17 protein-coding genes are annotated in these 24602 nt (G+C 74.7%); 6 read left to right on the top strand and 11 right to left on the bottom strand.

What is annotated here, in order from left to right; all coding sequences use genetic code 11:
• Positions 1-65: 65 nt before the first annotated feature.
• From ACIRJR_RS10460 to ACIRJR_RS10485, 6 genes are all read right to left on the bottom strand, one after another.
• Positions 66-647 carry a GAF domain-containing protein gene (locus ACIRJR_RS10460; RefSeq protein ID WP_403778672.1) on the bottom strand — a complete coding sequence of 194 codons (582 nt, stop codon included), beginning with the start codon at positions 645-647 and terminating at the stop codon, positions 66-68.
• Positions 648-651: 4 nt separating this feature from the next.
• A complete protein-coding gene (locus ACIRJR_RS10465; protein ID WP_403776924.1) occupies positions 652-1533 on the bottom strand; it encodes a S8 family peptidase in 882 nt (293 codons plus the stop codon).
• Between the two features lie 3 nt (positions 1534-1536).
• Positions 1537-4698 (bottom strand): adenylate/guanylate cyclase domain-containing protein, encoded by a 3162-nt coding sequence (locus ACIRJR_RS10470; protein ID WP_403776927.1) that lies wholly within the window; start codon positions 4696-4698, stop codon positions 1537-1539.
• A gap of 143 nt (positions 4699-4841) precedes the next feature.
• Positions 4842-5087, bottom strand: a complete 246-nt coding sequence (locus tag ACIRJR_RS10475) for an aroma-sacti cluster domain-containing protein (RefSeq protein ID WP_403776929.1) — start codon at positions 5085-5087, stop codon at positions 4842-4844.
• Positions 5084-5818: an iron-containing redox enzyme family protein gene (locus tag ACIRJR_RS10480; protein WP_403776932.1), complete on the bottom strand. Its 735-nt coding sequence runs from the start codon at positions 5816-5818 to the stop codon at positions 5084-5086. Before ACIRJR_RS10480 ends, ACIRJR_RS10475 begins: the two co-directional genes overlap by 4 nt.
• Positions 5815-6900 (bottom strand): radical SAM protein, encoded by a 1086-nt coding sequence (locus ACIRJR_RS10485; protein WP_403776934.1) that lies wholly within the window; start codon positions 6898-6900, stop codon positions 5815-5817. Before ACIRJR_RS10485 ends, ACIRJR_RS10480 begins: the two co-directional genes overlap by 4 nt.
• A gap of 323 nt (positions 6901-7223) precedes the next feature.
• Between ACIRJR_RS10485 and ACIRJR_RS10490 the strand changes: the two genes are divergently transcribed.
• From ACIRJR_RS10490 to lanKC, 3 genes are all read left to right on the top strand, one after another.
• Positions 7224-7379: a hypothetical protein gene (locus ACIRJR_RS10490; protein WP_403776937.1), complete on the top strand. Its 156-nt coding sequence runs from the start codon at positions 7224-7226 to the stop codon at positions 7377-7379.
• A gap of 173 nt (positions 7380-7552) precedes the next feature.
• Entirely contained in the window at positions 7553-8860 is a 1308-nt protein-coding gene (locus ACIRJR_RS10495; RefSeq protein ID WP_403776940.1) for an MFS transporter, read from the top strand.
• Positions 8861-8933: 73 nt separating this feature from the next.
• Positions 8934-11546 carry a class III lanthionine synthetase LanKC gene (gene lanKC / locus ACIRJR_RS10500; protein ID WP_403776943.1) on the top strand — a complete coding sequence of 871 codons (2613 nt, stop codon included), beginning with the start codon at positions 8934-8936 and terminating at the stop codon, positions 11544-11546.
• Here the strand turns inward: lanKC and ACIRJR_RS10505 are convergent.
• From ACIRJR_RS10505 to ACIRJR_RS10525, 5 genes are all read right to left on the bottom strand, one after another.
• Entirely contained in the window at positions 11533-13416 is a 1884-nt protein-coding gene (locus tag ACIRJR_RS10505; RefSeq protein WP_403776945.1) for a BTAD domain-containing putative transcriptional regulator, read from the bottom strand. The two genes, lanKC and ACIRJR_RS10505, sit on opposite strands and share 14 nt — an antisense overlap.
• Positions 13417-13674: 258 nt before the next feature.
• Positions 13675-16590: an AAA family ATPase gene (locus ACIRJR_RS10510; RefSeq protein ID WP_403776948.1), complete on the bottom strand. Its 2916-nt coding sequence runs from the start codon at positions 16588-16590 to the stop codon at positions 13675-13677.
• Between the two features lie 78 nt (positions 16591-16668).
• A complete protein-coding gene (locus ACIRJR_RS10515) occupies positions 16669-16863 on the bottom strand; it encodes a hypothetical protein (RefSeq protein WP_403776951.1) in 195 nt (64 codons plus the stop codon).
• The gene (gene lanM / locus ACIRJR_RS10520) at positions 16860-20054 is read right to left on the bottom strand and encodes a type 2 lanthipeptide synthetase LanM (RefSeq protein WP_403778675.1); all 3195 of its coding nucleotides are present in this window, start codon (positions 20052-20054) and stop codon (positions 16860-16862) included. The genes ACIRJR_RS10515 and lanM overlap by 4 nt, the downstream gene beginning before the upstream one ends.
• Positions 20055-20219: 165 nt before the next feature.
• On the bottom strand, positions 20220-21284 hold the full coding sequence (locus tag ACIRJR_RS10525; protein ID WP_403776954.1) for a LacI family DNA-binding transcriptional regulator: 1065 nt from the start codon (positions 21282-21284) through the stop codon (positions 20220-20222).
• Between the two features lie 111 nt (positions 21285-21395).
• On the opposite strand from ACIRJR_RS10525, the gene ACIRJR_RS10530 reads away from it, so the two are divergent.
• From ACIRJR_RS10530 to ACIRJR_RS10540, 3 genes are read left to right on the top strand one after another with little or no spacing between them, the layout of a single operon-like run.
• Positions 21396-22547 (top strand): Gfo/Idh/MocA family protein, encoded by a 1152-nt coding sequence (locus ACIRJR_RS10530; RefSeq protein WP_403776956.1) that lies wholly within the window; start codon positions 21396-21398, stop codon positions 22545-22547.
• The gene (locus ACIRJR_RS10535; protein ID WP_403776959.1) at positions 22544-23686 is read left to right on the top strand and encodes a dihydrodipicolinate synthase family protein; all 1143 of its coding nucleotides are present in this window, start codon (positions 22544-22546) and stop codon (positions 23684-23686) included. The genes ACIRJR_RS10530 and ACIRJR_RS10535 overlap by 4 nt, the downstream gene beginning before the upstream one ends.
• The gene (locus ACIRJR_RS10540; protein WP_403776962.1) at positions 23683-24516 is read left to right on the top strand and encodes a sugar phosphate isomerase/epimerase family protein; all 834 of its coding nucleotides are present in this window, start codon (positions 23683-23685) and stop codon (positions 24514-24516) included. Before ACIRJR_RS10535 ends, ACIRJR_RS10540 begins: the two co-directional genes overlap by 4 nt.
• Positions 24517-24602 lie beyond the last annotated feature (86 nt).

Genomic DNA, 24602 nt, shown 5'->3' on the forward strand with positions numbered 1-24602 from the left:
ACTCTCCCGGCTCCTGCCCTCCGGACCCGGCCGTCACTCCCGCGCGACGCCCAGCGTACGGGCCCTCAGCCGGTGCCCCGCAGGAGCCGCTCCAGGCTGCCGAGCAGCTGCAGCGCGTCCTCCCGCCTCTCACCCTCCAGCGCGCGCCCGCCGGAGTCCGCCCGCTGCGGGGCGAGCACCCGCAGGGCGGCCGCCGCCTGCCGGGCGAACATCGCCAGCAGGTCCAGCTCGCGGACGTCCGACCGGGCCTGGGGGGAGGGGTCCAGCACCTCCAGCACCCCGAGTACGCGCGCGTCACTGATCAGCGGGGCGGCCATCAAGGCGTCCGGGACGTACTCCGTGGACTCCGCCAGCGAGCGGTCGAACGACGCGTTCCGGCTCAGGTCGTCGACGATCATCGGCTCGCCCGAGGTCGCCACCCAGCCGGCGATGCCGCGACCCGCGGGGAACCGGCGTCCCACCAGGAACTCCTCGCCCTCCCCGGAGACCGCCTGGAAGACCAGCTCGTCCGCCTCCTCGTCCAGCAGGCAGACGGAGCTGGCCGCGGCTCCGAAGATGGCGCGCGCCACGTCGACGACCGACTGGAGCAGCTCGTGCCGGGCGGCTTCGCCCGGGCCGGGTGCGGGGAAGGACGCCGGGGGGAGCATGGCGTCAGTTCTCGGAGTCGTCACGGGTATCTCCTGCCGCAGTGGAGGGACGCGGGTCCGCGTGCACGTTGGCCGCGGACAGATAGAGGGCGTTCTTGAGCTGAAAGGCCGTCATCCGGGGGTGGCCCGAGAGGACACGGGCACAGAGCCCCGCGACGTACGGGGTGGCGAAGCTGTTCCCGGTGGTGCGGATCGTCGTGCCGCCCAGCCACGGCACGGACACGTTCTGCCCCGGCCCGAAGAACTCCACCGGCGGGTCCGGGTTGTACAGGTGGAGCTCGTCGTCCTCCTGGTGGCTGCCCACGGAGATCACCGAGGCGAACCGCCAGGGAAAGCTCTCCACCGGGGTGTTGTGCGCCGACGCGACGATCACCGTGCGGCCGAAGTAGGCCCGGTCGGCCAGCCCGTGCAGCTCGGCGGCGAAGCGGGACCGGGTGGTCGACAGACTCAGGTTCACCACGTCGAAGCGCTGCTCGACGGCCCACCGGAGACCGGCCATCAGGACGTCACCGGTGCCGGAGAAGCGCTCGCCGAGCACGCGTACGCTGTGGATCTCGCAGTCGGGGGCGGTGCGGCGGATGATCCCCGCGCAGGCCGTCCCGTGCCCGCAGGTGTCACCGGAGTCCGACGGCTCGACCGTGATCGTCCCGCTCTCCGGGTCCTTGACCGCCACCCAGGAACTCTCCACCGGGCCCACCAGCGGGTGGTCGAGCTCCACGCCCGAGTCCACCACGCACACCCGCACCCCGCGCCCCGTCGCCTGCTCCGCGGGCAGACCGCCCGGCGGCCCCTCGTCCGCGGGCACCGGCAGGTCTTCGGGGCCGCGTCCCCGCAGGCTCCAGGTGAGCCCCTGCCCCGGCACCGTGCCCGTTTCGACGGTTCCCATCGGTCAGCTCCTCTCCGTCGTGGTGACCATGGCCTCGTCCGGCACACAGCCGGCGGCCAGGCGGGCCCCCGGCAGATGCCCCTTGCTCACGAAGTGCTCCCGCGCCGCACGCGCCGAGGCCAGGGCGGGAGCCCGCCGCCCCAGCGCGAACAGGGTGCGGGCCCGGTCCAGCTCCGCCGTCGCCCGGACCAGCGGGGAGTCCGTGAGCAGCGACGCACGCACGGCACGGTCCACGTGGCCGGCCGCCTCCGCCGGGCGCCCGTCGGCGGCGGCCAGCCGGCCCCGCAGGCCGTTCAGGTCGACGGCGTCCGCGGGGCTCAGCTCCGCGGCCTCCCCGACGCCCGCGACCCAGGCCGCCGCCCGCCGGGTCCGGCCCCCGTCGAGCTCGATCCGGGCCGCGTCCAGCGCCACCGCCGTCCGCAGTCCGCCCGCGTCGGCGCGCCGTGCCGCCTCGTCCGCCCTCACCAGCAGTTCCAGAGCGGCGGGCCCGTGGCCGAGCAGCGCCTCCACCGCGGCCCCGAACACCGGCAGGAACACCTCGGCCTCGGCGAAGCGCAGCTTCCCGGCGAGATCCCGGGCCTCGGTGAGGCAGGCACGCGCCTCGCGGGGCCGGTCCTGGAGCGCGTACAGCACCGCCAGGGGGCAGTTGAGGGTGAGCCTGACCGTCGGGCGCCCCTCGCCGTGCGCGGCCAGCAGCGCACGGCAGCGGGCCACCGCCTCGGGGGCCGGCACCGGACCGCGCCACAGGGAGATGCCGATGGCTCCCAGGGCGCCGGCCCGCTCCGGTTCGGCACCCGCCAGGACCGCCTGCTCCAGGGCGTACGCCTGGTCGCGTTCCGCCTCCTCGTGCCGGCCGGCCTGCTGGAGGTGCTGGGCGAGCCTCAGATGGGACCTGGCCCGGCCGAGCGCGTCCCCGGCCGCCTCGAAGACCGGCAGCACCTCCCGCGCCGTCGCGGTGAGCCCGGGGCCCGGACCCGTGGGATCCAGCACGGCGAGCGCGAGCCTGGCGTGCGCGGACTCCACCGGCGCCGAGTCCATCCCGCGTACCCGGCGCAGCAGTCCGGCCCCGCTCCCGGTGCGCCCGAGGGCCACCCGGACCTCACCGAGCCTGCGGACCGAGCCCGCGTCCTCCGGGTCCAGCGCGACCGCGCGTTCCAGCAGGTCGTCCGCCCAGGTGAGGTCGGACCGGGACGCGGCCTGGGCACCGGCCCGGCCCAGCGCGGCGGCCGCACGGCCGCGCAGCTGTCCGGTCCGGTCGTCGAGCAGCCCGAGCTCGGCCCGGTAGCGGCAGGCGCGTTCGAGATGGCCGCCGACGGCGCCGTCCCCGGCCCGCAGGACCCTGGGCAGTTCGGCCGCCCAGGCGTGGCGGTCCGCCTTGGCGCGTTTGGACAGGGACGCGTACGTCACCTCGTGCACCAGCCCGCTGCTGAAGCGGTAGCCCGACGGACCCGTCCCCGGAGCCGGCTCGACCAGGCGCCGGCCGGTCAGCGCCACCAGCACCTCCTCGATGCGCCCCAGATGGCGCGCCCGTTCGGTGGGGGACACCTCCACCACCGCGGGGGCCCGCCGCTCCGCCAACCGCGCGGACGCCTCCAGCAGGAGCAGCTCCACCGCCGTGAACTCGCGGCCGATGACGGCGGCGAGATCGACCACGGCCCGCTCCGTCCGGGCCAGCGCCCCGATCCGGGCGCCGAGCAGGGCCTGGAGCGTGGGCGGCAGTCCGGCGTCCGGCCCGTCCGAGGAGACCCTGTCCACCCCGCCGCCGACCAGCAGTTGTTCCAGATGGAGCGGATTGCCCTCGGCCCGTGACAGGAGCCGCTCGTCCACCGGTCCGGCCCCGCCCTCCAGCCCCGCCAGCAGGCCGGCCAGCCGGAGACTCTCCTCGCGGGGCAGCCCCGTGAGCTGGAGGCCGTCCGCGGTCTCGGCGGTCCCGTCCGGACGGCCGACACAGACCATCAGCACGCCGGCGGGCCCCGAGCCGTCGGTCAGCCTCGCCAGGGTGCGCATCAGCAGGGGTGCCGCCTCGTGCGTGTCGTCGAGCACCAGCACGAACGGACGGCGCCGGGCCGTCCGGCCCAGCACCGTGGCCAGCGCGGCGCACATGTCCTCGAACGGGGCGTTCGGCGTGCCGTCGCGCAGCACTCCCGCGGACAGCAGGGACAACGCGTCGTCCGCCGCGTCGCCGGGGCGGGGCGCGCCGCCCTCCGAGGGCGGTGCCGGTGCGGCGAGTCCGGGAAGGCCGCGCAGCGCGTCGGCGAGGGGGGTGAGCGTGCCCTGGTCCCCGTGTCCGCGGCACCGGCCGGCACCGTAGGAGAGGAGTCCCGAGGCGGAGCGCCGCGCCAGCCATTCCCGTACCAGCCGGGTCTTGCCGACACCGGGCTCGCCGGTGAGGCGCAGCAGGCGGGCCCGCCCCTCGCTCACCGTGTCCGACAGGGCCGCGTCCAGCGCGCCCTGCTCACTGTGGCGCCCGACGAAGGGCACGTCGAAGCGGCGCAGCAGTGCCGGATCGTCCGCGCCCAGGGCCAGCAGCCGGTAGGCCTCCACGCTGTCCTGCTTGCCCTTCAGGCGCAGCGGTCCGGTGGGCTCGGCGGAGACCGTGGGCCCGGCGGCGAGCAGGGTGTCCGGGCCGAGGAGGATCTCACCGGCGCCGGCGTGCTGCTCCAGGCGCGCGGCGATGTTGACGGTCTCTCCCGACACCAGGGCCTGACGCGCCGTCGCGTCGCCACCGGCCACCACCTGGCCGGTGTTGACGCCCACCCGGGTCGTCAGCGTGATGCCGAGCGTGGCGCGCAGCTCCTCGTTGAGCTCCGCCAGCGCGTCCCGCATGCCGAGCGCCGCGGCCAGCGCGCGCCGGGCGTCGTCCTCCCGCACCACCGGCACACCGAACACGGCCATCACGGCATCGCCGATGAACTTCTCCGGAGTGCCGCCCCGGGCCACGATCTGGGCGCTCATCGCCTCGAAGTACCGCAGCGTCACCGTGCGCAGTGTCTCCGGATCCAGCTCACCCGACAGGGCGGTGGAGCCGACGAGATCGCAGAAGAGCACGGTCACCGGCTTGCGTTCGTCCTCCGGCGGAGCTGCTGCCACGGCGCACGGCGTCCCGCAGGACGAGCAGAACCTGGCTTCCTCCGGCAGATCCTGGCGGCACGTGGGGCAGGTCATGACTATCCCTTCTCGGCGGGGGCGGGGCTGCGCTGCCGGGTGGGCGGGGACGGCGCGTCCGTACCGGCGCGCACCGTCCCCGCCCGCCCGGGGCCGCGGAGCCCGCACCGGCCCGGGGCCGGGCCGGACCGCGCGGACACGGCTCAGAACAGGGCGCCGCCGGCGATCTCGCCGTGCGCCCGGACCTCGGGCTCCACCGCGTCCAGCCGGCTCTTGATGTCCAGCAGCACGGCGAGTTCCTCCTCCGTGAGCTCGCTGAGTACCAGGCGCTGTTCGTCGGTGAGCATGTCCACCGGCAGGCCGGCGCGGTACAACGCGGCCGGGATCCCGGCCTGTTCACCGTCTTCGGGCGTCGGGGGGACGCCGGTGCTGTCGGGTGGTCGGGTCATGGGGTGACTCCCGTCGGTGAGGAAGGTCCGGCTCCCCGCGGCGGCGGTGCCGTCGCGGAGCGCCCGAGCCGGACGAACAGCCGGGTGAGCGCGTCGAGGGAGTGCAGGGCGCTGACCGTCACGTCGGACTCCTGGCCACGGGTCAGCGGCATCCGGTCCAGCAGCGCGTACAGCTCGTCCAGGTGCCCCGTGTCCAGGGCCGCGTGTTCCCGCACCGTCCGCAGGGCGGCGTCCGGCAGACCGGTCGTGGCCGCGATGCGGGAGGTCAGGTCCGCGGCGGGCGCGTAGCCCTCCAGCACCGCGATGTAGCCGAGCAGGGCCACCGGGTGGTGGTGCTCGACCCAGTAGTACTGGGAGCCCGCGAGCGCCGCGACGACCGGCGTGGGCATCGGGCCGAGCGCGTCCCCGGGCAGCGAGCCCGCCGCCAGGATGTCCTCCAGCAGCCAGCCGTCGTGGCCCTCCTCCTCCTGGATGTGCTCACGCAGGTACGCCGCCAGCGGGCCGGCCAGCGGATCGCCCCGTACCTCCAGCAGCGCGGCCCGCTCCAGGGCGCGCTCCATCAGCGGGACGGAGGCGCGCACCACGGCGTGCATGGTGCACAGATAGCGCCGGTAGCGCGGCAGCAGCTCCTCGGCGCGCCACATGTACTCCATCGCGCCCAGCAGTTCCGCGTCCAGCAGTCCCAGGGTGACCCGCAGCCGCTCCGATGAGGCCGGCCCGGGGGCGTTCACCGGGGACCGTCCCCGGCGGGGACCCGGGCCAGGACCAGGGGCGCGTAGGCGGCACAGCCGTGGTGCCGTACGACGCCCACCGGCCCCTCCGCCGCCCCGCGGTGCGCCGCGGTCAGGTCCAGCAGTGCCCCGACGGCACCCGACGCCACCGAACGTGCCTCGTCCGCGACCCTGTCGTCGGACCCCAGGGCCCGGCAGCCGTGACAGTACGAGGTGCCGTCCGCGGGGGCCCCGGCGCGTGCGGCCAGGTGAGCGGGGCCCACCGTGCGGATCATGCGCAGCACCGGTGACTCCAGGGCCCGGCCGCGTACGGTCGCCCAGTCGTCGGTGCCGATGTGCCCGAGGTACAGGTGCGCGGGGGCCGGCCGCAGGTCCACGGTGTCCTGGTTGCAGCAGGCGAGCACCGCGCCGTCGAAGGCGACGACCGGCCAGGCGGCCATGGCGCACGGTGACGGTGTGCCGGTGTCCGGGCCGGTACGGGCGGGAGCGGCCCAGGAGGCCGCCCGGCCGAACGCCCGCACCTCGTTGACCAGCGAGGGGACCTGGCCGCCGAACTCCGTGTCGACGGCGCGGGTGATGTCCGCGAGGTAGGGGTCTTCGGCTCCCGTACCGGTGAGGTGGAAGCTCACCGCCACACCCGTCTCCCGGATCCGGTGCACGGCGCGGAAGACGTCGGCCCGTGGTATCTCACGCTCGTGGTGGGCGTCGAGGCTGGCGGAGAAGTGGTCGACGCCCCTGATCGCGCGCAGGACCGGCGCCGGGATCTCCCGGGAGCGGGCGAAGAACATGCCGCTGAGCAGCGCCGTACGCGACCCGGCGGCCCGGGCCCGGGCGCTCAGCTCCTCCACGAGCGCGGGCAGCAGCAGCGGTTCCCCACCGGTCAGCATCACCACGTCGGGGCGGTCCTCCCGGGTGAACGAGCCGACGAAGCGCACCAGACGGCCCGCGTCGGGCTCCTCCCGTGTCGTCAGGGACGAACCGGTCGAGCAGTGGGCGCAGCTCAGCGGGCAGCGCCGGGTGAGACCGAGCAGCAGGCCGGCGGCGGGGAAGGGCCGCCGTCCGACGAGTTCGCCGAGTTCCATGCGGGACCGCCTCCTTCAGAGGGCCGGGGCGCGTCAGGCGCGTACCCAGGTTCCGGCGCACCGGTTCGGTGAGGGGCCACGCCCGGTTCAGGAACGGTATGGGCCCAGCTCACCGGCCCCGCCGGACCCTGCCGGCCGTCCGTCTCCGGGGGCGCGCACACACTCCCAACTGGCCTGATACCGCTGCCATACCGCTGCCGAAGCGTCTCCCAGGCCGGCCCTCCTAACTTTCTCGGCAACGGCAGGCAACAGCCCGCCGCACCGGACCGCGGGACATCCCGCCGGCCCCGGGGCAGTGCACTCACGAGTGGACGGAGACCACCATGTCCGAGAACACCCAGCCCGTCGCCGACGACAACAACGAGACCCCCGAGGTCGAGGCGCACTCCGTGCTGGACCTCCAGGAGACGGCCCACAAGGAGATCGAGGCCCCGGGCGGCAGCTGCGTCAGCGTGATCAGCGTCGTCCTGGCGGACTGACCGGGAACACCGGGGCGGCGCCACGGAGGACGGGGCAGGACCTCCCGCCGTGGCGCCCGGCCGGCCGGTGATGTGGGGCGGTTCCGTCGTGACGGAGCCGCCCCGCCGTCGCTTCCGCGGCCCGGACGGGCCCGCGCCCTCGTCACGACCCAGACCGTCCCCGGGAGTTCACGATGACCACGCCGCTGCGCGGCAACAGGGATTTCAGGCTGCTCTGGCTGAGCGGCCTCTTCGCGGTCCTGGGCGGGCAGATGAGCGCCCTCGCCCTTCCGCTGCTGGTGCTCAAGGAGACCGGATCGGCGGTGCAGGCCGGAGCCGTCGGGACGGTGTCCGTCGGAGCCGTGCTGATCACGATGCTGCCCGGCGGGGTGATGGCCGACCGTGTCGAACGCCGCCGGCTGATGCGGATCTGCGACGTCGGCAGCCTGATCGTCGTCACCGCCCTCACCGCGGCCGTCTGGGCCGGACACGTCCCCATGGCACTCGTCCTGCTCTGCGCCGCTGCGGGCGCGGTGATCGGCAGCGTCTACGGGCCGTCCGTCTTCGGCCTCATGCGCGCGGTCGTCCCGGCCGACCAGATGGGCACCGCCACCGCGCGGCTCCAGGCGCGCACCCAGACCGCCCGGCTCGTCGGACCCCTCGTCGGGGGAGCGCTGTTCGGCGTCCACCCGGCCCTGCCGTTCGCGGCCGAGGCGCTGGGCCTGCTCCTGTCGACCGTCTGCGTGGCCCTCGTACGCACCCGCTCACGGGCCAGGGCGAAGGCGGGCGCCGTGTTCAGCCGGCGCGAGCTCCTGGCCGGGCTGACCTTCCTGTGGGGCCTGCCCTACCTCCGTACGGTCCTCCTCGTGTTCGGCCTGGGGATGAACTTCGCGTTCGGGGCACTCACCTTCACCGCCCTGACCGCGTTCTCCGACGGGGGAACGTCCGGCGTCGGCGGCGGCTTCGTCATCACCTGCGTCTCCGCCGGGGCGCTGTCCGGGGCGCTGCTCGCGCCGCGGATCAGCCCCGCCCGGCACTCCCGGGTCCTGATCGTCGCCACCTGCTGGACCTGCGTGGCGGCCGCCGGGGTGATGGCCTGGATCAGCCGGCCGCTGGTGGCCGGGCTCATGTGCGCGCTCACCATGTGCCTGTCGACGATCGCCAGCATCGGATTCCTCTCGAAGCTCCTGGTCGTGACCCCGGAGGACCGGGTGGGCCGGGTGCAGAGCGCGGCCGGCTTCCTGTCCTCCGTGGTCCAGCCGTTCGGGCCGCTGGCCGGAGGGGCCCTGCTGACCGCCTTCGGCGCCCGCTGGGCGTTCGCCCTGACCGGCTGCGTGCTGGCCGTCTCCGCCCTCGTGGTCACCTTCGCCCGCTCGGCGCGGACGGAGCCTTCCCCGCACCGGGCGGAGGAGCCCGCCGGCCCGCCGGAGCCCGGCACCGGGCCCCCGGTGACCCCGGACCACGCACCGGCCGGTGCGAACCCCGCCGTCACCGGGGACTGATCCGCGAACCGGGGCCCGCCGCCCACACCCACCGTCCGCCGCTCCCGCGGGCTTCGAGAAGAGAGAGCCGAGCGTGCCAGGCATCCAGGAAACCCAGCTGTACTGCCTCGCCGACCGTACGTACTTCGACACCCCGGCCCGGCTGCCCGACGAGGAGTCGCGCTACCGGCTCGACACCGATCCGCCTCCGGCGGGCTGGCGCCGCCAGGCCGTGGGCCTGTGGACCTCGCTGCTGCCCGAGCACGTCGAACCCGCCGAACAGGGCTGGAAGATCCATGTGTCCACCGTCCCCGGCGAGGCCGAGGCCACCCTGCGGGACACCGCCCGGATCTGCGTCCGCCACGGTGTGCCCTTCAAGTTCCTGCGCAGCGAGAAGGCGTTGCTGCTGATGGCGGGCAAGCACGTCAACCGCAGCGGCGCGGGCAAGTTCATCGCGGCCTACCCGCCCGACGAGACCGTGTTCCTCGCCCTGGCCGACGAACTGTCCCGGACACTGGCCGGACGCAGCGGCCCCTACGTCCTCAGCGACCTGCGGATCGGCGACGCACCGGTCTACACGCGCTACGGCGCCTACGTCCCCCTCTGGTGCGAGGACGCAGAGGGCCGCCGGGTCCTCGCCCTGCGGGACCCGTCCGGGAAGCTCGTCCCCGACGAGCGCGGTGTGGTGTTCCGGATGCCCTCGTGGGCCGAGGTCCCCGAGTACCTGCGGCCGCACCTCGCGGCGCGCGCCGCCGCCCGCGACGACTCCTTCCCGTACACGGTCACCGAGGCCCTCCAGTTCTCCAACGCGGGCGGGATCTACCTCGCCGAGGACCGGGGGACGGGACGGCGCGTGGTCCTGCGCGAGGCACGGCCGCACTGCGGCCTGGACGGCGCGGGCGACGACGCCGTCACCCGCCTGCACCGCGAGCACCGGGCGCTGACCACGCTGGCCGGGCTGGACTGCGTACCCGAGGTGTACGGGGTGCGGACCGTGTGGGAGCACCACTTCCTGATCGAGGAGCACATCGAGGGGAACACCCTGCTGGAGGAGATCGTCGCCCGCTTCGCCCTCGTGCGCGGGGCCGACACGGCCGAGGAACTCGCCCCCTACGTCGCGTGGACGGAGGCGGTGACCGCTGAACTCTCCCGGGCGCTGGAGGCGATCCACGCGCGCGGCCTGCGCTTCGGCGACCTGCACCCCTCCAACATCATCGTCCGGCCCGACGGCCGGATCGCCCTCGTCGACTTCGAGTACGCCACCGCCCTCGACGACCAGGACATCCCGCTGGCCGGTGGCCAGGGCCTCCAGGCTCCCCAGGGCACCCCCGGGGCGGAAGCCGACGCCTACGCGCTCTGGGCGACCTGGCTCTCCATGCTGATGCCGGTCATGGAGATGGCCGGACTCGAGCGGGCGAAGGCCCTCACCCTGGAGCGCTGGGCCCGCCGGCGCTACGCGCTTGCGCCCGGGGCGGGGCCACGCAGGCCCGGACTGCTCGGCGGCCTGGACGCCTCACGGCGGCGGGAGGCCGAGGTGGCCGCCCTGTTCGACGGGCCGGAGGTCGACTGGACGGGGATACGCACGGGGCTCCTCGCCGGCATCCACGCCGGAGCCACTCCCGGCCGGGCGGACCGTCTCTTCCCGGGCGGCCCCGATCTCTTCGCGACCGGAGGGACCGACCTGGTGAACGGCGCGGCGGGCGTCCTGTACGCCCTCCACCGGACGGGCGCCCCCGTCCCCGGGGAGTGGGCCGACTGGCTCGCGGCGGCGGCGCTGCGCAGGGACCCCGCCGGGGCCGGCGGACTCTACGACGGGCTGCCCGGCGCGGCGCTGGTCCTCTGCCTCCTGGGCCGCACCGAGCAGGGACGGGAGGTGTGGGAGCGCGCGACGTCCGCCGGGCCGTCGACGGCGTCGGCGGATCTGCTCACCGGACGCGCGGGCACCGCACTCGCCGCACTCCGCATGGCCCGCCTGAGCGGCACAGCAGCCCCCGACCCCCGGCTCGTCGACGGCGCCCTGCGCACCGCGCGGGACCTGGACCGGCTGGTGCGGGGCGAACACGTGGACGGCCTGAAGCCGCCGGAGTCGGCCGGGCTGCTGCGCGGGCTGAGCGGAGCCGCTCTCCTCCTCCTCGAACTGCACACCCTGACCGGCGAGGACTGGCTGCGCCGGGCCGCCCGAACCGCCCTGGAACGGGAGGCCGGACACCTGGTCACCATGGACGACGGCTCGCTCCAGGTGAAGGACGGCCGGCGCCATCTGCTCTATCTCGGCCAGGGCAGTTCGGGGGTCGCACTGGTCGCGCAGGCCTACACCGCCCGGTACGAGGACGAGGCACTGAGCGCTCTGATCCCGGGTGTGGCCAAGGGCTGCGCGATGGAGTTCGTCCGCGAACCCGGGCTGTTCACCGGCCGTGCGGGCCTCGCAGCCGCGGCGGGCCAGCTCGACCCCGTGACCCGGACCGGGCCCGGGGTCCTGGCCTCCGTACGCAACCTCGCCTGGCACCTCGTCGCCGACGAGGACCGGCTGCTCGTCCCGGGGGCGACACTGCGGCGCTTCTCCGCAGACCTGGGCACAGGCGCGGCCGGGCTGCTGCTCGCCCTGCGCTTCCTGTCCGCAGGCCAGGACTCCGGCGAGGGGGACGTGCCCGTGCAGCAGGCCGGGGCGAGCCGCCCCGGCCTGCTGGACCTGCTCACCCTCGGCTGAGGAGGCGGGAAGCACCGCTCCCGGGCAGGGGAGCCGGCTCCCGTGCGCCGGCCCCCTCCCGGCCCGCCTCCTCACGGGCGAACAGACAGAGGAGCCGCGGCACTTCGTACAGCGCGGCGTGTGCGGTGACCTCACCCGCCGGGGAGGTCACCGCACCGCTGTCGATGAGTGACTCGACCGCGCGTATGGTCCCCCGCTCGTCGCGGTCCAGCGCCGTCATCGCCCGCTCCAGCGTGAAGCCGCCGTCCCACGCCGGCCCCGCGAGGCGGACCAGCGCCCCCCGGTCGGAGGCACCCAGGTCCCGCCAGCCAGCGGCGAGCCGGGAGCGTACGGACACGTCCCCGGCCACCAGTTCGTCCAGGACCCCCGCCGAGTCCTCCAGCCGGTCCGCGTACTCCGCCAGCGGAAGGTGCCGCAGCACCGCGAGCCGCATCCCGCTCACCGCCACCGCCAACGGCAGCCCTCCGCAGGCCCGTACGACGCGCAGCGCGGCGGCCCGGTCCGTCCGCAGCCGGTCCTCGCCGATCAGCGTCCCCAGCAGCTCCAGCGCCTCGTCCTCCCCGGGCGCGGTCAGAGCCGTCCGGTGCGCGGCTTCGAGACCGGCGAGCTGACCGCGGGCGGTGAGCAGCACCGAACACCGCCCGGACCGGGGCAGCAGCCCCCGCACCGACGCCTCGTCCGCCACGTCGTCCAGCACGATCAGTGCCCGGTGCCGCGACAGCCAGTCCTGCCAGGCGTTCTCGGCCTGCGCGGGGTCCGGCCGGGCCGGACCGCCGGCCCCGCACAGCCGCCCCAGCTCGTCCAGCATGTCGTTCCGGCCGCGCGCGGCACCGTCCTCCCGCCGCGCCCGGACGTGGACCCGGCCGTCGGGGAACCGGTCCGCGAGCAGGTGGGCCGCCCGGACGGCCAGAGCCGACTTCCCCACCCCGGCCGGGCCGGAGACGACCAGCACGGCACCGTCCGGGCCGCCCGACACGTCGAGCAGCCGGGCCAGTTCGTCCTCCCGGCCGGTGAAGTGCCTGCTGTCCGCGGGAAGCGACACGCCGGCCGCCGCGCTCCGGGGAGCGGAGGGCCGGGACGCCCTGCCCTCGCCGAGCATCGCCCGGTACAGGCCCGTCATCGCCGGACTGGGTTCCAGGCCCAGCTCCCGGGCGAGCAGCTGCCGGTAGTCGTCGTACACCGCGAGCGCCTCAGCCTGGCGTCCGGTCTGGTGGAGGGAGTTCATCCACGCCGCCCGGAGCCTCTCCCGGTAGGGGTGACGCTCGACGAGGTCCCGCAGGCCGTCCAGCGCCGAGCCCGCCCGGCCCGTCTCTATCTCGGCCTCGGCCCAGTCCTCGTAGACCGTGAGGCAGCGGGCCTCCAGCCGCTCGGCCTCCTCCGCCACACCGGCGGAGTCACGCAGGTCGTGCAGCGGCGGACGCTCCCCCCACAGGTCCAGCGCCTCCCGGAGCAGCCGGGCGGCGGTGCGCAGGTCCCCCCGCTCCCCGGCCGCCCGGCCCGCCCGGGCCAGCGTCCGGAAGCGCAGGGTGTCGAGCTCGCCCTCCTCCACCCGCAGCCGGTAGCCGCCGCAGTCGTGCACCACCCGGTCCCGGTCGTCGCCGTCCGCGCCCCCGAACAGCGCACGGGCGGCGCTGACGTAGACCTGCAGATTCTTGCGCGCGGTCCGCGGCGGCCCCTCGGGCCACACCACGTCCGTCAGCACATCGACCGGCACGGGGGTGTTGGGACGGGACAGCAGGGTGGCGAGGACCAGCCGCTGCTTCCGGGGCCCGAGCGGCAGGGGCCTGCCGTCGATCACCGCCGAGAGCGGCCCGAGCAGCGAGAAGTACACCGCGCCGGCGGAGCCGGGACGGGCGGGGGGAAGGGGCATCAGCGGGGCCTCCTGGCCGGGGGAGGGACGACGGACTGCCGTACTCCGCCGATGGTGCCGGGAAGCGGAAGGGGGCACATCGGTAGGCGTCCCGCATCTTCCGGGGTGCGCACCCGACCCCCGCCGCCCGACACCCCCATGTTGCGCGGCCGTTCCCCCATCCCCGGACGGCGGGCACCCCCGTGTCCTGGGCCCGTGCCCGTACGGGGCCGTGACCTGCGCCCGTGCTCGCCCCGCACCGTGCGGGCCCTCGTGGTCTCAGGGCAGGTCGACCACGCACTCCGCGGCGAACTCGCACAGGGCCGAGCGGTTCGCCCGGCCCGTCTTGCTCAGCAGACTCGCCAGGTGCTTCTCCACCGTGCGGGGAGAGATGGACAGCCGCCGGGCGATCTGCTGGTTCCCCGGGCGTTCCGCCAGCAGCACGAACACCTCGTACTCGCGGGGGGTCACCCCGTTCGTCCGCAGCGGCGGGGGTATCCGGTCCCGTCCACCGCGGTGCTGGGTCACACTCACCCCGGCCTGCCGCAGCGCCGCCCGGCAGGCCGCGGCCGGCGGCTGCACCCCTGCCGCCCAGAAGAACTCCTCGGCGGTGCGCAGCCACACGACCGGCTCGCCCCACCCGTCGGCGAGCGCCGCGTCCGAGACCAGCCGCAGACCGAGGTGGCGGGCCACCGGGAAGGACTCGGACCGGGTACGGAACGACGCCATCCGCCGTTCGGCACCCGCGGTGTCACCCTCCCTGCCGAGCAGCACCGCTTCCGTCAGCTCGAGGAACTGGCGGTTCCAGGCGAGGGCGGCGCCCGGCGCCCCGGCCACCTCCTCGTACTCCCCGCGCCCCGCGTCGCCCGCCAGCACCCGCAGCAGCGGGCGCAGTCCGTAGCGGCCGCTCAGGTAGTAGTAGCTGGGGTGATCGCGTTCCCAGGCCAGGGCCGCGTCCAGTGCCGCCACGGCCCCGGGGCGGTCCTCCTCCAGCAGCGCCCCGATGGCCCCGCAGAATCCCAGCCGCAGGGGCACCAGCGCGGACTGCTCGCCGCCCGCCCTCCGGAACGCGGCGAGGGCCCTGTCGGTCTCCTTCCGGCGGCCCCGGTGCGCGGCGGCCGCCGCCCCGGCCAGCAGCAGGTAGCGGTGCGCGCCGTGGTTGCCGATCCTGGCGCTGGCCTCCACCGACCGGGTGGTGATCTCCTCCGCCTCGTCCCACCGGGCGCACATCACCGCGTTCATCGCGAGCAGCCCGTCGACCGTCTGCGCCAGCAGGAGGGAACCCAGCTCCGCCGCGGCCGTCCGGGCCGAGTGCAGACGGGCCGCGTCACCGGTCCGCATGAAGCCGTTCACCCCGAGACGCACCAGAGCCTCCACGCGCCAAAGCGGCAGCGCGTGCTCGGTGGACAGGGCGAGCATCCGCTCCAGACACGCGTCGGCCGCGTCGAAGCCCCGCTCCCGGTGGAGCAGGGCCAGCAGTTGCCAGGCCTGGCAGGCGACGACCGGCAGCCCCTCGGCCTCGGCGGTCACGGCGGCCTCGCGCGCGGCCCGTTCGGCCGCCTCCGGCTCCCGCCGGTCCTCGCCGGGGAGCAGTGCGAGGTGACCGTGGACGACGGCGAGCGAGGCGCGGCGGGCCGGGGACGGAGACGGGCCGAACAGTGCTCGCGCCGACTCGATCTGGCGGGCCGTGTCCTCGGCACGCTCCGCCATGACCGCCACCCAGGCGATCTTGATGTGGGCGTCCCCGCGCAGGGCTGCCGCCTCCGAGCGCGCGGGGAGCGGCGGCAGGCCGTCGGCGAGGGCCAGGGCCCCGTCCAGGTCACCGCCCTCGGCCCGGGCCACCGCCAGGGATTCGGTGACGGCCGCGAGGTCGGCGTCCGCCGCCAGGGAGCGGGAACGTTCCAGCAGCACCACGGCCGAGCCGTGCGAACCCGAAGCGAGCATCCGCCGCCCTGCCTCGGCGAACTGGATGGCCGCCCGGGCCCGGTTGCCCGCCGCGAGTTCCAGCGAGGCCACGAGCTGCCGGCGGTCCTCGTCGAGCGGCTCCCCCGACCCCTCGACGGCCGCGGCGGCGCGCCGGGCGAGCGCGGCCCGCTCGGCCGGGGGCAGGGAGGAGACCAGCGCCTCGGCGGTGAGGGCGTGCCGGAAGGTGTACCGGTCGGGGGCCGCCCCGTCGGGTGCGATCACACCCGTCTCGACCGCCGACCGTAGGTGGGTGAAGAGGGCCCGGTCCTCCAGTCCGGTGACGGTCTGCAGGACCGTCACGGAGAACTGGCCACCCAGGGTGGCCGCCGTCAGCAGCAGCTCCCGCACCGGCTCCTCCATCCGGTCGAGCCGGTGCGACCAGCTCCGCAGGATGCGTGAGGGGAGGGTACCGTCCGGTTGGTCCGCCGCCTCCCAGCTGCCGTCGGTCCGCCGGAGCCTGCCGGTGTCGAGCAGGTCGTCGAGCAGCACCTCGACCAGGTAGGGGTTGCCCGCCGCGCGTTCGACCAGACGCCGCTGGACCGATTCGGGGATCAGCTCGGGCGGTGTCTCCAGACAGGCGCCGGTCAGGGCCCGGACGTGCGTGTCGTCGAGCCCCCGTAACTCCACGACCGTCGCGGTGTGGCGCTGCTCGGCGGAACGCACGAGGTCCAGCGCGGTGCCCGGTTCCGGGCGCAGGGTGCCCAGCAGCAGGACCGGGAGGTCCGCCAGGTTGTCCACGACGTACTCGACGACCGCGACGGTCTCCGTGTCGCAGTCGTGCAGGTCCTCCAGCAGCACCACGCAGCCGGTGTCCCGGCCGAGGACCGACAGCAGCCGCAGCAGGGCCTCCGCCAGCTCGACCACGGTCTCCACGTAGCCGGCCGACACCCCGCTCCGCCACTCCGGGACCAGCCTGGCCAGAGCCGGGTGATACGGCGCCAGTTCGGGATCCGTCGGCGTGCCCGCCGCGCGGAAATGGGAGGAGAGGGCCTCCACCAGCGGACGGAACGGCACGACCAGACCGGTGGAGCCCGCCCGTCCGCGGAGCACCGGCATGCCCAGCCCGTAGGCCCGGTAGGCGCACTCACCCACCAGCCGGGACTTGCCGATCCCCGCTTCACCGAGGAGGAACAGCGCGCGCCCCGAACGCCGTCGTGCGGCGTCCAGGGCGCTGCTCAGCAGACCGATCTCCTCGTCACGTCCGACGACGACCGGCGAATTCGCACGCATGGCCGCAGGTTACTGGAGCCGTACAGAGTGCGGCAGTAGGCACATTCCCGTCATGACGTGCGCAGCGGCGGAAGTGGGTTACATCGGGACGGTGAACGTGGTCCACGGAAGGTCGGGGCCGTTGGTGTCACCGTCCGAGGCGCTGAGGAGTCTGCTCCGCAGACCGAGCCCGCCGTTGTTCCCGAGCGATATCCGGCCCGCGGGGTGCTCGAAGGCGCCCTCGAGCGCCACGGTGACGTCCACGTATCCGGCCGACTCGCTGATCTGGGTCATCTCTGCCTCTTCTTCTGGTCGTTGGTCGACGACATCGTGGGTACGCGGGACCGGTCGGCCCCCATGGAGTGGCGCATGAGCAGTGCCGGACCGATCCGGTCGGGGAACCCCGCCCGCAGCAGCCCGTGTCCGATGCCCGACAGGCCGGTGAGCAGCCCGGGGTGAGGTATGTGTCCCGGCGTCCCGCAGAGCGGCTGCGCCCGGTCGGCGGCGGCCAGCAGGGTGCCGGCCCGCCGCAGCCAGTGGGGCCGCAGCCGGGGCAGGGCGGCGTGGCCGAGCAGTTCCAGTACGCCCGGTTCGCCGTGGCAGAGGCTGTCGTCCCCCTGCGGTGCGGCACGGGCCGTGTCACCGGCCTGCGCCGCGAGCCAGTCGCGGAGCTCCGGATCGCACAGGGCCTCGGGACTGTCGGCGACCGCCAGGGCGACCCCCGCCGTCCCCTCGCACCAGGACCGGCCGGTGACCGTGCCCCGTACGGCGCCGCGCAGGGCGTCCAGCCCGGCGTTCCTGTGGTGCGGTCCGCCTCCCGCCCCGGCGAACCGCAGCAGGGCCCAGCCGACGCCCGCCGCCCCGTCCGCGAAGCCGCCGGACGTGGGGCGCGCCGCCGCCACGAGCCGTTCGGCGCAGAGCTCGGCGCCCCGCCAGGCCTCGGCCCGGCCGGTGGCGCCGTGCACGGCGAGCAGCGACACCAGGCCGCCGGCCGCGCCGCCGCGGACCCCGAGTCCCTCCTCGGCCGCACCCGCCGCGGCGGCCAGACGCGTCGCCGGGCCCGCCCAGTCCAGAACCCGGCTGTCCTCCAGCAGTGTTCCGACCTCGGCCAGGACGTACGCGATGCCGCCTAGGCCGGAGAAGGCACCCGAACCGAGCAGTCCGAGGTCGTCCCCACGCCGGTGCAGCGCGTCCAGGAGCCCCGGTACGGGAGCCAGCGCGGCCCGGGCCGCGTCGGCGTACCGGGCGGCCCCGGTCAGGGAGGCCAGCTGCGCGAGGAACAGCGCGGGCCCGGTGTAGCCGCCGGCGAGGTCGGCGGCCAGCGGTGTGAGGCGCCAGTAGCGCTCGCCGAGCAGCTCCAGGCCGATCCAGTTGGTCCGGCTGCCGCTGTGGTAGGCGAGTGAGACGAGCTGGTCGCCGACCGAGCGCGCGGCGGAGAGCAGGCGTTCCGGCTCCGGCGCGGTCGCCTCGGCCCGCGGCCTGCCACCGCCCGCGGCCCGGTGCGGGGGCTCGGTGGAGGTGCTCACCATGGCCGTGCGGATGATCCGCTCCTGGTCCTGGCGGTCCACGGTGTCCAGGGCGCGGATCTTGGCCTCCACCCGCGCGAGCCCGGCCGGCCCGGCGAGCCCCCGCACCTCACGACCGGTGCCGCTGTGCACCCGCGTGCTGTCCGGGCGCGTGGTGAAGACCGGTACGTCGCCCTGCCACAACTCCGCGATCTCCTCGTCCTCCAGACCGGGCAGCGCGGGAGCACCCAGGGCCCCGGTGCGCAGCAGCGCGAACACCTGCTGGCGCTCGGTGGCGTCCCGCATCAGGTCGGGGTGGGTCGACTCGTGCAGCAGCGTGGCGTACGTCCAGGTCGGCCGGGGGACGAAGCGGATCTCGTCATCGGCGAAGAGGCGCAACAGCCCCTTCGGACCGAGCAGTTCGTCACGCGACTCGCTGACGGCCGTGTAGGCCGCGCGGAATCCCTCGCAGAGCGCGTCGGTGAACCGGAACGGATCGGCCGGGACCCCGTCGACCGTGGGGCGGTTGGACGATTCGGTGAACCGCCCCGAGGCGCGCACCAGGTGCATGGTGTCGGTGCCCGCAGCGGCCCAGGAGGCGGTCTCCAGAGGGGAGGAGGCCGCCCGGCCGCCGCCGACGGCCGACATGTCGAGCGCGTCGCTGTCCCCGACGAGCAACTGCGGGAGCAGGCCGACGCGGTGGACCGAGGCGTGCAGGGCCCGCGCGGCCGGATCGGCGGGCGGGGCCTGTGTCAGCGGCGGGTGGAACAGGGTCTCCACGTCGACCAGGACCGGATGCGGCCCGCAGGCGATGAGGTTCTCGTGGTGCAGGTCCGTGCCGTCCAGGACGTGCAGCAGCGCCAGCAGCGCGCCCAGCCGACGGTAGAAGAGCGTGGTCTCGGCGGTCGAGAGACAGGGAGTGCCTCCCACGAACTCCGCCCATCCGTACGCGCCCCGGTCGAGGACTCGCGGCGCCCGCAGATCGGGGGTCCCTTCGTGGGAGTTGAACCACTCCACCAGGGTGTCGAAGTGACGGTGCGCGGCGAGCGGGCGCGGCTTGTAGACCAGCCGGGCGCCGTCCGCGAACCGCAGCAGCATCACCGACCTGCCCCCGCGGTGGCTGTCGCCCGTGCCGGATTCGACCCCGGTCAGGGTGTGCGGCCCGTGGTCGGCGGACCGTCCCGCGGCCCGGTCCCCGAGTACGTCGGATGAGCCCAGGAGTTCCCGGTCGGCGGCGAGCCTGCCGAGCATCTCGGCGAACGCGTCGGCAGCGTTCATGGCCGCCTGTCCGAGGACTCTGGCGAGGACCGGGTAGCGGGAGACCAGAGAGGTGAGGCCGGGCCGGCCCGCGGTCAGGCGCAGGAAGTCACGGAAGCGTTCACGGGGTCCCTCGCCGCTCAGCCGGCCGCACGTCCGTGCCTCGTGCAGTTCCGAGACGAGGGTCCTGGCGGCCAGCAGGGCCAGGCGCCGGGCGACGTCGTGCCGGAAGCCGTCCAGCACACCGGCGGGGCAGGACGCCGCCCCCGGCCGTGCGGCGTCGCGGTCCCCGGACACCGAGTCCGCCAGCCGCTCCGCGGCCAGGGCCGCGAACGGCGCGACGACCAGCAGGAAGCCGGTCAGCTCCGGGTACGCCCGGTCCGCGACCTGTGCTTCACGCGGTGTCCGGGCGACGGCCTCCCGGACGAACGCGGCCCAGCCGGGCTCCGTGTCCGGCCGGGGCCCGACGGTGCCGGGTACCCACCACGGATCACCGTGGCCCCGGGCGCCGAGGAGAGGGGAGGTGTCCGGCACCGGGGCGTGTCCGGCGCCGTCGGCGGCCTCCTGGGCACGGGGTGCGGCTTCCGGGACGGCCGGTGCGGTCCTTGGGACATGGGGTGCGGCTTCCGGGACGCCCGGTGCGGCTTCCGGGACACGGGGTGTTGCTTCCGGGACGCCCGGTGCGGCCTCCAGACCCGTGGCCCCGATCGCTTCCTTCTCCACCACCGCGTTCACCTCCCCGGTCGAGGGAGGCCCCAGCGGTTCTCCCGCGCCCATCCTGGAGGGCGGCCGGGTCCGGCGCATGGGGGAGTCGCCCCCATCTTTCCGCCCGCGGAGGTCCGGACCGTACGGGCGACCCGTCTCGGCGGGGCTTACGGGCGTCCCGTCTCAGCGGGCCGGCGGCGCCGTCGATCCCCGTTCCATGAGCTCCGCGGCGATGGCCGCCACACCACCAGGCGGAGGCGTCTCCTTGCCCATCGCCAGACGTCCGGCCCGCGCCCCCGCCTCGAAGAGCGGCAGTCGTACGGTCGTCAGTGCCGGCACGGCGTCCACGGAGAAGGGCAGGTCGTCGAAGCCGGCCACCGAGACGTCCTCGGGGATGCGGAGTCCCCGGTCCCGGACCGCCGCACAGGCGCCCAGCGCCACGGTGTCGTTGGCGGCGACGACGGCCGTCACCGCGGGTTCACGGCGCAGGAGTTCGAGCGTGGCGTCGTAGCCGGAACTCCGGTCGTACGGGCCGTGCACGGTCACGCTCTCCTCGTCGCCGTAGAGCCCCGCCGCCTTCATGGCCTCGCGGTGGCCCTCCAGCCGGTGCCGGGTCGTGGTGCGCTCCAGGGGCCCCGCGACGTAACCGATCCGCCGGTGTCCCAGAGCGATCAGGTGTTCGGTGAGGCGCCTGGCGCCGCCCCGGTTGTCGAAGGCCAGCGCGGCGGTCACCGCGTCGGTGTCCGGCAGCGGGGGGCGCCCGCAGAAGACGATCCGGGTGCCGGCGTCGGCGAGCTTGGCCAGCTTCGCCGCCATCGCGGCCTGGTGGGCCGGGTCCTCCAGAGCGCCGCCGGTGAGGACGACGGCCGCGGCACGCTGGCGCTGCAGCAGGGTGAGGTAGGTGAGCTCGCGCTCGGGGGAGCCCCCGGTGTTGCAGACGACGGCGAGCTTCTCGCCGCCCCCGCGGCCCGATCCGTCGCCCGGACCGCCGATCTCGCTCTGCGCGGCCCCGGCCATGATGCCGAAGAACGGGTCCGCGATGTCGTTGACGAGGATGCCCACCAGGTCGGACGTGGCGGCGGCGAGCGAGCTGGCCGGGCCGTTCAGCACGTAGTCCAGGTCGTCCACCGCGCGCAGGACCCGCTCCCGGGTGGACGAGGCCACCGGGTAGTTGCCGTTCAGGACACGGGACACGGTGGCCGGGGACACCCGGGCGCGGGCCGCAACGTCCGCCAGGGTGACTGTCATCGCTCTCCTCCGAGGAGTTGTGGAGCGGCCCCCCTTGTCCGGGCCGCTGTCGGCAGGCTAGCGTCATACCGCATAGAAAGCGCTTGCTACGGCTGTATGGAGGGAACTTTCGTGACACGCAGGACAGTGCGCATCGCCATGAACGGCGTCACGGGACGCATGGGATACCGGCAGCACCTGGTGCGCTCGATCCTCGCGATCCGCGAGCAGGGCGGCCTCGACCTCGGCGACGGCGAGGTGCTGTGGCCCGAACCCGTGCTCGTCGGCCGCCGCGCCCACGCCCTGGAGGCACTCGCCGCGCAGCACGGTCTGACCGAGTGGTCGACCGACCTGGACGCGGTGCTCGCCGACGAGTCGATCGACATCTACTTCGACGCCCAGGTCACCTCGGCCCGAGTCGACGCGATCAAGAAGGCCATCGCCGCCGGCAAGCACATCTACACCGAGAAGCCCACCGCCACGGACGTCGAGGGCGCGCTCGAACTGGCCCGTCTGGCCCGCGACGCCGGCATCAAGCACGGCGTCGTCCAGGACAAGATCTTCCTCCCGGGCCTGCTCAAGCTGAAGCGCCTCATCGACGGCGGCTTCTTCGGCGAGATCCTCTCCGTGCGCGGCGAGTTCGGCTACTGGGTCTTCGAAGGCGACTGGCAGGACGCACAGCGCCCCTCGTGGAACTACCGCGCGGAGGACGGCGGCGGCATCGTCGTCGACATGTTCCCGCACTGGGAGTACGTCCTGCACGAGCTGTTCGGCCAGGTCACGAGCGTCTCCGCGCACGTGCAGACCCACATCCCGCAGCGCTGGGACGAGCAGGGCAAGCCCTACTCCGCCACCGCCGACGACGCCGCGTACGGCACCTTCCAGCTGGCCGGCGGCGCCGTCGCCCAGATCAACTCCTCCTGGGCGGTCCGCGTCAACCGCGACGAGCTCGTCGAGTTCCAGGTCGACGGCACGCACGGCTCCGCCGTCGCGGGCCTCCGCAACTGCCGCGTCCAGCACCGCTCGGCCACCCCCAAGCCGGTGTGGAACCCGGACCTCCCCGTCACCGAGCCGTTCCGCGACCAGTGGCAGGAAGTCCCCGACAACGCCGAGTTCGACAACGGCTTCAAGGCCCAGTGGGAGCTCTTCCTGCGCCACATCGTCCTCGACGAGCCCTACACCTGGGACCTGATGGCCGGCGCCCGGGGTGTCCAGCTCGCCGAACTCGGCCTCAGGTCCTCCGCCGAGGGCCGCCGCTTCGACGTGCCGGAGCTGAGCCTGTGACCATCCACCTGCCGCAGGGCCCGTACGAACCCCGCGCCACCCCGCTCGACCTGGCGCCGTCCGGGGCGGCGCTCGCCTCCCGCACGGTCTTCTCCGCCGCCCATGTCGTCGCCGACCCGTACGCCGACATCAGCCCCGACGACCCCGTCGCCGTCGACTGGGACGCCACCCTCGCCTTCCGCCGCCACCTCTGGTCGCACGGGCTGGGGGTCGCCGAGGCCATGGACACGGCCCAGCGCGGCATGGGCCTCGACTGGGCCGGTGCGGCGGAACTGATCCGCCGATCGGCCGCGGAGGCGAGGTCCGTGGGCGGAGCGATCGCCTGCGGCGTCGGCACCGACCAGCTCACCGGCCCCGCGACGCTCCCCGAGGTGCGCGCGGCGTACGAGGAGCAGCTCGCCCTGGTCGAGGAGAGCGGTGCGCAGGCCATCCTCATGGCCTCCCGCGCGCTGGCCGCCGCGGCGAACGGCCCCGAGGACTACCTGGAGCTGTACGCCCATCTCCTGCGCCAGGCCAGTGAGCCGGTCGTCCTGCACTGGCTCGGCCCGATGTTCGACCCGGCGCTGGAGGGCTACTGGGGCAGTGCGGACCTCGACGCCGCCACGGACACCTTCCTCAAGGTCATCTCGGAACACCCGGACAAGGTCGACGGCATCAAGATCTCGCTGCTGGACGCCGAGCGCGAGATCGACGTACGGCGCCGCCTCCCCGGCGGAGTGCGCTGCTACACCGGCGACGACTTCAACTACCCGGAGCTGATCGCCGGCGACGACCGCGGCTTCAGCCACGCCCTGCTCGGCATCTTCGACCCGCTCGGCCCACTCGCCGCCCACGCGGTGCGGGTCCTGGACACCGGTGACGTCCAGGGGTTCCGCGACCTCCTCGACCCCACGGTCGAGCTGTCACGCCATCTGTTCCGGACCCCGACCCGCTTCTACAAGACGGGCGTGGTGTTCCTCGCCTGGCTGGCGGGCCACCAGGAGCACTTCACGATGGTCGGCGGTCTCCAGTCCGCCCGCTCGCTGCCGCACCTTGCGAAGGCGTACGAACTGGCCGACCGGCTGGGCCTGTTCCCGGACCCGGAGTTGGCCGAGTCCCGCATGCGCGCGCTGCTGACCGTCCACGGAGGAGGCCGATGAACGCCGATCTGTCCCGCCTGTCCGTCAACCAGGAGACGGTCCGCCAACTGTCCCTGCCGGAGCTCGTCGAGGGCTGTGCCAAAGCCGGCATCCGGCAGGTCGGCCTCTGGCGGGCGCCCGTGCAGGAGTACGGCGTCGAGCGGGCCGGGCGGCTGATGAAGGACGCGGGCCTGACCGTCACCAGCCTCTGCCGCGGCGGGTTCCTCACGGCGTCCGACCCGGCGGAGCGGGCCCGCGCCCTGGACGACAACCGGGCGGCGGTCGACGAGGCGGCGGGCGTGAACACCGACACCCTGGTCCTGGTCTCCGGCGGTCTCCCCGAGGGGGACAAGGACCTGTTCGGTGCCCGCGAGCGGATCGCCGACGCGCTGGCGGAGCTGGCCCCGTACGCGGCCGAGCGGAGCGTCCGCCTCGCGATCGAGCCGCTGCACCCGATGTTCGCGTCGGACCGCTGCGTCGTCTCCACCCTGTCCCAGGCCCTCGACCTCGCCGAGCGCTTCCCCGCCGAGCAGGTCGGTGTGGTCGTCGACGCCTACCACATCTGGTGGGACGACCAGGTGCCCGCGCAGATCGCCCGGGCGGGTGCGGGCGGGCGGATCCACTCCTTCCAGCTGGCCGACTGGATCACCCCGCTCCCGGCGGGCGTTCTCGTGGGGCGAGGCCAACTGGGCGACGGATCGGTGGACTTCCGGACGATGCGCCGACAGGTCGAGGCGACCGGCTTCGACGGGCCGATCGAGGTGGAGATCTTCAACGAGGGACTCTGGGCCCGCGACGGCGCCGAGGTGATCGCCGAAGTCGCCGCCCGGTACCTGGAACATGCCTGCTGAGAGTCGGTCGGCAGCACAAAGGTAAAGAGATCGTCAAGGCGTACAACCTTTGTGCACCATCCCCGGTCGTACTCAGCGTCGGGACT

It is taken from the genome of Streptomyces sp. NPDC102402 (assembly GCF_044765765.1).
Lineage (GTDB): Bacteria > Actinomycetota > Actinomycetes > Streptomycetales > Streptomycetaceae > Streptomyces.